The organism is Bacillus sp. C30 (assembly GCF_040838255.1).
Taxonomy (GTDB): Bacteria; Bacillota; Bacilli; order Bacillales; family Bacillaceae_G; genus Bacillus_A; species Bacillus_A mycoides.
In genome coordinates this window covers 1-6,159 of the sequence record NZ_JBFPJH010000197.1, presented here as the reverse complement: position 1 = coordinate 6,159, position 6,159 = coordinate 1, and the positions used below count along the sequence as shown (strand labels likewise).

8 protein-coding genes are annotated in these 6,159 nt (G+C 33.3%); all 8 read right to left on the bottom strand.

Annotated features, from left to right (window positions below):
• Positions 1 to 229: 229 nt before the first annotated feature.
• A complete protein-coding gene (locus tag AB3X49_RS16080) occupies positions 230 to 880 on the bottom strand; it encodes an S-layer homology domain-containing protein (protein WP_367963304.1) in 651 nt (216 codons plus the stop codon).
• 388 nt (positions 881 to 1,268) lie between these two features.
• A complete protein-coding gene (locus tag AB3X49_RS16075; RefSeq protein WP_080019752.1) occupies positions 1,269 to 1,433 on the bottom strand; it encodes an S-layer homology domain-containing protein in 165 nt (54 codons plus the stop codon).
• A 75-nt stretch (positions 1,434 to 1,508) separates the two neighbouring features.
• Complete coding sequence (locus AB3X49_RS16070; protein ID WP_367963301.1) at positions 1,509 to 2,186, bottom strand: S-layer homology domain-containing protein; 678 nt, start codon at positions 2,184 to 2,186, stop codon at positions 1,509 to 1,511.
• Positions 2,187 to 2,263: 77 nt separating this feature from the next.
• Positions 2,264 to 3,172, bottom strand: a complete 909-nt coding sequence (locus AB3X49_RS16065) for a DMT family transporter (protein WP_367963299.1) — start codon at positions 3,170 to 3,172, stop codon at positions 2,264 to 2,266.
• Between the two features lie 96 nt (positions 3,173 to 3,268).
• On the bottom strand, positions 3,269 to 4,534 hold the full coding sequence (locus AB3X49_RS16060; protein ID WP_367963297.1) for a M48 family metallopeptidase: 1,266 nt from the start codon (positions 4,532 to 4,534) through the stop codon (positions 3,269 to 3,271).
• A 224-nt stretch (positions 4,535 to 4,758) separates the two neighbouring features.
• A complete protein-coding gene (locus AB3X49_RS16055; protein WP_001006056.1) occupies positions 4,759 to 5,058 on the bottom strand; it encodes a hypothetical protein in 300 nt (99 codons plus the stop codon).
• 31 nt (positions 5,059 to 5,089) lie between these two features.
• Positions 5,090 to 5,446, bottom strand: a complete 357-nt coding sequence (locus tag AB3X49_RS16050) for a hypothetical protein (protein WP_002011228.1) — start codon at positions 5,444 to 5,446, stop codon at positions 5,090 to 5,092.
• 1 nt (position 5,447) lies between these two features.
• Positions 5,448 to 6,159, bottom strand: a 712-nt coding sequence (locus AB3X49_RS16045) for a CPBP family intramembrane glutamic endopeptidase (protein ID WP_367963295.1), incomplete at its 5' end; no start/stop codon positions are given.

Sequence of the window (6,159 nt, the reverse complement as noted above, 5' to 3'; positions counted from 1 at the left end):
ACAATAAAGTTACTAAATCGTACTTTTTTCCCATAAAAAGTAACTATAATTAACCTGTTTTTTCCATAAACACTAACCGCAGAACTATGAACAGCAGAATAAATATACAGATAAACAATTTAAAATAAGAAAAAAGCGCGTAATTTCCGCGCTTTTTTTTAAAGAAATATGATATATTAATATAATTTTATTTTTCTTGTACTATATTTTTAAAAACTTCCGTTTCATGTTATTCATCTTTCAAATTAAAATTAATAATAGCTTTATTTAAAAATGTTGCATATTGCTCACGTGTTACAACTTTATTTGGTTCAAACTTTCCATTCCCTGTTCCTACTATGACATTATTAGCTTGCAGAGCACTAATTGCATTTTTTGCCCAGTAATTATTTGGTACATCTTTAAATGTATGCTGTTGCTTCGCTTCAAAGGAATATGTCTGTGTAAGAACTTGCGCTACTTCTGCACGTGTTATTGTTTCTCTAGGTCTAAAGTTCCCCTTCTCATCACCTTTAAAAATACCGCGCTCTGTTAATGCTAAAATTTCATTTGGAAACATTGTTGATCTTTCAGAAATATCCTTATAAGGATTTTTTAATGGGCCTTCATGTTTTATATTAAGTGCGCGATACAGTATTGCCGCCACTTGTTCACGGGTTACATTATCACCTACACCAAACTTTCCATTTCCATAACCTAGCATAACTTTATGATACGCCACTTCTAAAATATATTCATATGCCCAATGGTCTACTGGAACATCATCAAATACAATCATTTCTGGATATTCTTCTGCTTTTATATTAGGAACATTTGCGCTTACCAATACTCCACCCATAATAGTCGCTGCCGCCATTATACGGAACATTTTTTTCTTCATTGTCCTCTCTCCTTCATTTCCTCTTTATTAAAAGTGGAAAATAATAGACTAAATTCTTTTCCCATATTACATATGCTGCATTTGCAAACCGTATGTAATATATTTCATTTTTAACATCTATTATTTTGAAGATTACTAGGTGAGCCAATTCGCTCTCAATTCCAATTGGTATTCTGAATTGCATGCAAATCATTTGAAGAAATATTCTTATCTTTGCGCTCTAGTTTCTCTGTTTGATTTTCAAAAAGGATAAACAAAAGCTTTTGCAAAGATGTTATATATACAATATTCTACTATCTACTAATCAAGTCCTTCACTTATAAAAATTTCACTTTATAGACAAAAAAAGCGCAAATATCATATTTGCGCTTTTTTCGAGCTTCATAGATTAATCGTTTGCGTAGAATCTATGAAGTGCATTATTTAAGAACTTCGCATACTGTTCAAGGGTTACAAGTTTTTCTGGTTCAAATAAACCATTACCCGTTCCAACTATAGCTTTATTAGACTGTAAGGCGCTAATCAAATCTTTAGCCCAATGATTTTCTGATATGTCATTTCACTTTTCATACAAAAGGTACAAATATGATCTATTTGCACTTTTACTACATAATAATGTAGCTCTTATTTATTCCATTTTCCCTGGCGAATTATCGATTGCCTTTTTTAAGAATTTCGCAAATTGCCCTCGTGTTACAAGCATTTCAGGTTCAAATTTCCCAGCGCCTGTTCCTGCTACAACGTTATTAGATTGCAGCGCACTAATCGCATCTCTTGCCCAATAATCCTCTGATACGTCTGTAAATGTATGATGTCGTTTTGCTTTCAGATTATATGCTTTTACCAAAATTTGCGCTAGTTCCGCACGAGTTAACGTATCTTTTGGACGGAAGTTCTGATTTTCGTCTCCTTTAAAAATACCGATCTTTGTTAAGTGTAAAATTTCATAAGGAAACATTGTTGATTTCCCGTCAATATCTCCATATGGATTTTCAATATGTACATTTCGTTTCAAATTTAGTGCGCGATACAGTACTGCTGCTGCTTGTTCACGGGTTACATTATCTTCTACACCAAATTTCCCATTTCCGTAGCCATACATAATCCGGTAATATACTAAATTCATAATTTCATTATAAGCCCAATGATCATTTGCTAAATCATCAAATTCTAGTATAATATCAGGTGGAGGTGGAGATTGTTGAATTCCATCTGTATTTGCTGAAACAATATTACCGCTAACAAATATCCCCCCTATTAAAGTTAATGATGTCGCTATCTTTAATAACTTTTTCATCTCTCTCATCCGCCTCTTCCTTTATTTCCCTACTTTTATATTGTACAAAAAATAAGAAAATTCTCAATACGATAGGAGGTAATTTTTCACACTTCATAATACGTATTTTCTTTTACCACTACTTTTTCATCCTTCGTTTTTCGAAAAGTAAACGCCATTCCTACAAATATAAGAATAATCCCTACAATTTGCATACTAGTCGGTCTAAAACCGGTAAAGATCGTATCTAACAAAATTGCAACAGCAGGATCTAAAAACACTAATACAGAAATAAGTCTCGTCGATAAATCTCTTAAACTGTCAAAAAATAAGTAATATACAAACCCAGTATGTATAAGTCCTGTCGCAGTAATCATCATCCAGTTCATCTCTGTTAATCCTTGAAAATGTCCGAAATCTACGAATGGTAGCAATAAAAATATGCCTAAAAACGTTTGTAAAAAGGTCATCGCATATGCACTCGTATGCTGAATCCCCTTTCCTAGTAACGTGGTAAAAGCATAAAATAAAGCCGCAAGAAGTGCCCATACCATTCCAGATGACATTAATTTCTCAAGCGACATACTACCGTCCACTCCAGCTACTAACACTGTGCCGATAAAACAAATAACAATGGACATAACAGCAAATACTGTTAGCCTCTCTTTAAATACGATACTACCGATCATTAATACGATAATTGGAGCGAGATGATACACTGAAATCGCAATTGTAATCGACATGAGTTCAAACGCTTTAAATAAAAACACCCAGTTAAAAACGAGAAATACGCCACACGCTAATATTTGCACAATTTCTTTTTTATTCCATTTCTCATTTTTATATTGTCCTGTTGCAAACCAACATAGCGTTAAAAATAAAGTCGCACAAATACAACGAATAAATACTAATTCAAAAGATGGTAAACCCGTTTGGACAGAAAAAAATCCAATCGATCCGAAAATAGACATCGAAAGAATCATTTTTATAGCCGGCATTGATTTTGAATGAAACAAAATATTAACCTCCTAAATATTTAACTGAATATTCTACGTATTATACACTATAATTTTCCAAAACTCGAATCATCCACAATAAAAAGAAGCAGTACACTACTGCTTCTTCTGTTTTTCATATTGTTCAAACGTATGAATTCTTTCGAAAATTGGCGGATGTGTGTATAAGAAAAATTTCACTAACGCAGGTGGATTTACTTGGCTTAAACTTGTTTTTGATAAGTATTGAAAAGTTTTCACACCTGAATTTCCATCTTTCGTCATATCTAAAGCATATTGATCTGCCGCCCGTTCTTCTATACGAGAAACGTAGTTTGTTGCTGGTTGTGACGCAAAGGATAGTACAGAAGAAATTAAGAAAAATAAAGGTAAAATCGAGAAACATGCCATTTTGGAAATTTGCAGCGTATCTCCCCATTTTCGAATACACATATTTATAATACGACTAATTAAATACATACCTATAAACGATAGCAACACATAGCTCGCAACGCCCCAATATATATGTTTCATTACGTAATGTCCCATTTCATGAGCCATTATAAATAAAATCTCTTTATCTTTTAATTGCTTAAGCGTCGTATCCCACATTACAATACGGGCGTTAGGGCCAATTCCCGTTACGTACGCATTTAACGAATTCGTTTTTTCCGACATATTTACTTCATATACGTGTTTAGCTGGAATATCAGCTTTATCTGCGATCGCTAAAATTTTCGTTTCTAATTCCTTATTTTTCAGCGTTGAAAAATCATTATAAAGTGGATCAATTACAACAGGTTGCACGAACGTTAAAAAGATTGTAAATGGTACAGAGAGCGCCCATCCTGCTAACCACCATCTCTTCGGAAATTTACGGATGAGCCATAACAGAACTGAAATAATGAGTAACATAGTCGCATAATTCACCCAAAAATCGATAACATGATCTTTTATCCAGCTTTGTGTACTTTGCGTGGAAATGCCGTAATCAACAGACACTTTACGCCCGATCCATTGCATCGGTAATGCAAGAACTGTTGTTAGTAGTGATAAATAAAAGAAATAAATCGCAACTTGTAAGACATTTATTTTGGTCGTTTCCTTCGACCATTTCTCAAACTTTTTTGAAATACCGAGCACAAGTACAAACAATAAAATAATCCATTCAAGAGGCGTCGCTAAAAAGAACAGTAAGTTTTTCACGCGCGAATAATCTTGGCTTAGCGTAAGCTCCCTCGCATTCATAAAAGTTTCTGGATCTGCCTTTGTTCCTTTATACATGTCCGGAATAAGTTCATGATTCCATCCAAATAAATACCAATATATAAGTAACGCAAACCCAACGTACAAAAAAAGCGACCACCCAATAACTTTCCTCACGCTATTCCCTCCTCTATGCTGCCTGTCTATTATTATTGTAAGTTCGTACATGCTAAATTAGAACAAGCTTATTATGAGAATTGCTCGAGAGCCTTCTACTTACATAAAAAAACTCTTCTACATAAGAAGAGTTTCACCTACCTTTAGACACTTTATTCGGTTCATAATCTGGGATAAGAAATGCACTGGTAAACCGCCTTTTAGATAAAATAAAGAGCCTCTCCTTAAGGAAGTACATCTATTAACAAACTAAAATCTTGCAAAGAAAATGAACTATATTTCATAATACCTTGTACAGTTAGAAGTAAAATAAGACCCATCACACACATATAATTAATACTTTCTTCATGCTTTTTCTCAGCAACTACTCCGCCCGTTATGCATAAAATCCCTAATAAATGGAGCGCTAAATACATAAAAAAGTAAGCTTCCTCCCAGCGAAGAACAACATTTACTGTCGTAATCAATACTAAACTCAGTACAATCAAATAAAAAAACTTATTTGACGATATTGTTTCATTCATATAATTTTATACATCCCTTTCAAATTTCGAATTAATGATGTTTCAAAGCTATAAAGTAAATGATTGTTTTCATACTATAAAACAAAAGGAAAGCCACTATTACTTTCACGAATATTTTATGAACCCACATATACTTCTCTTCATTTTTTCTGAAGATGCGCTTCATCATTTCTTCTACAATTAGACCAAATATTAGTAAAACCCCTAACACAATAAGAAGAGAAATAATATTTTCTTTTAAATGAGTACTAGAAAATAAGTAATACTCTGGAAACACAATCGTATCTACTACAGGTTGAAGCCAATGGCAAACGTTTCTATCACACATATCTGTAATAGACGTAGAATCTATAATGTCTTTCAATATTTTTTCAATCGTCTTCTTCATCTCATTTACTCCCCACTACGTCTGAAAAGATTTTTTCCTGCTCTACATATATAGCTGGCATTTCTTTACTCCAATATTTGCGGTTAACAAATAAAAAGATGAGTACTAAGTTTAATCCCGTTATAAAAATAATAAGTCCTGGAAAGAACGTCGTATAGTTTGAGAAATCTGCAAAACTCATGATTTTTTCTCTACTTACTAGGAAAGATGCACAGAGTACAAATGTATTGTTTAACATATGTATCGCAATTGGCATGAGTAAGCTTTTCGTACGAATATATACGATTGATAATACGATACTAAATACGGCGGCACCGAGAAAATCGACATGTAATATCGCAAATAAAAGTGCCACTGCAATCATCGCTACACTCGTTCCCCATTTTGCTGCAAAACGCTGCAGTAAAAACCCTCGAAAAACAAACTCTCCGACAATAGGCGCGATAAATACAACCCTAATAAATTGAAATACATATCCCCCGGTACTATCTATAATCGGTTCATGCAAGGCATTCATAATAAAATCTGGTGTAATCCATGCAAAGCTGTACATATATAAAATAAGATAGCCGTAACTAAACATACAAAGCATAATCGCGATGTACAAAACTTGCACTAGGTTAAATGTTTCGTTTCTATTAATAAATAATGAAAATGAAACACGATGCTTTCTATATCCGTAAAAAAGCCATATTATTGGAAGGATATAAAAT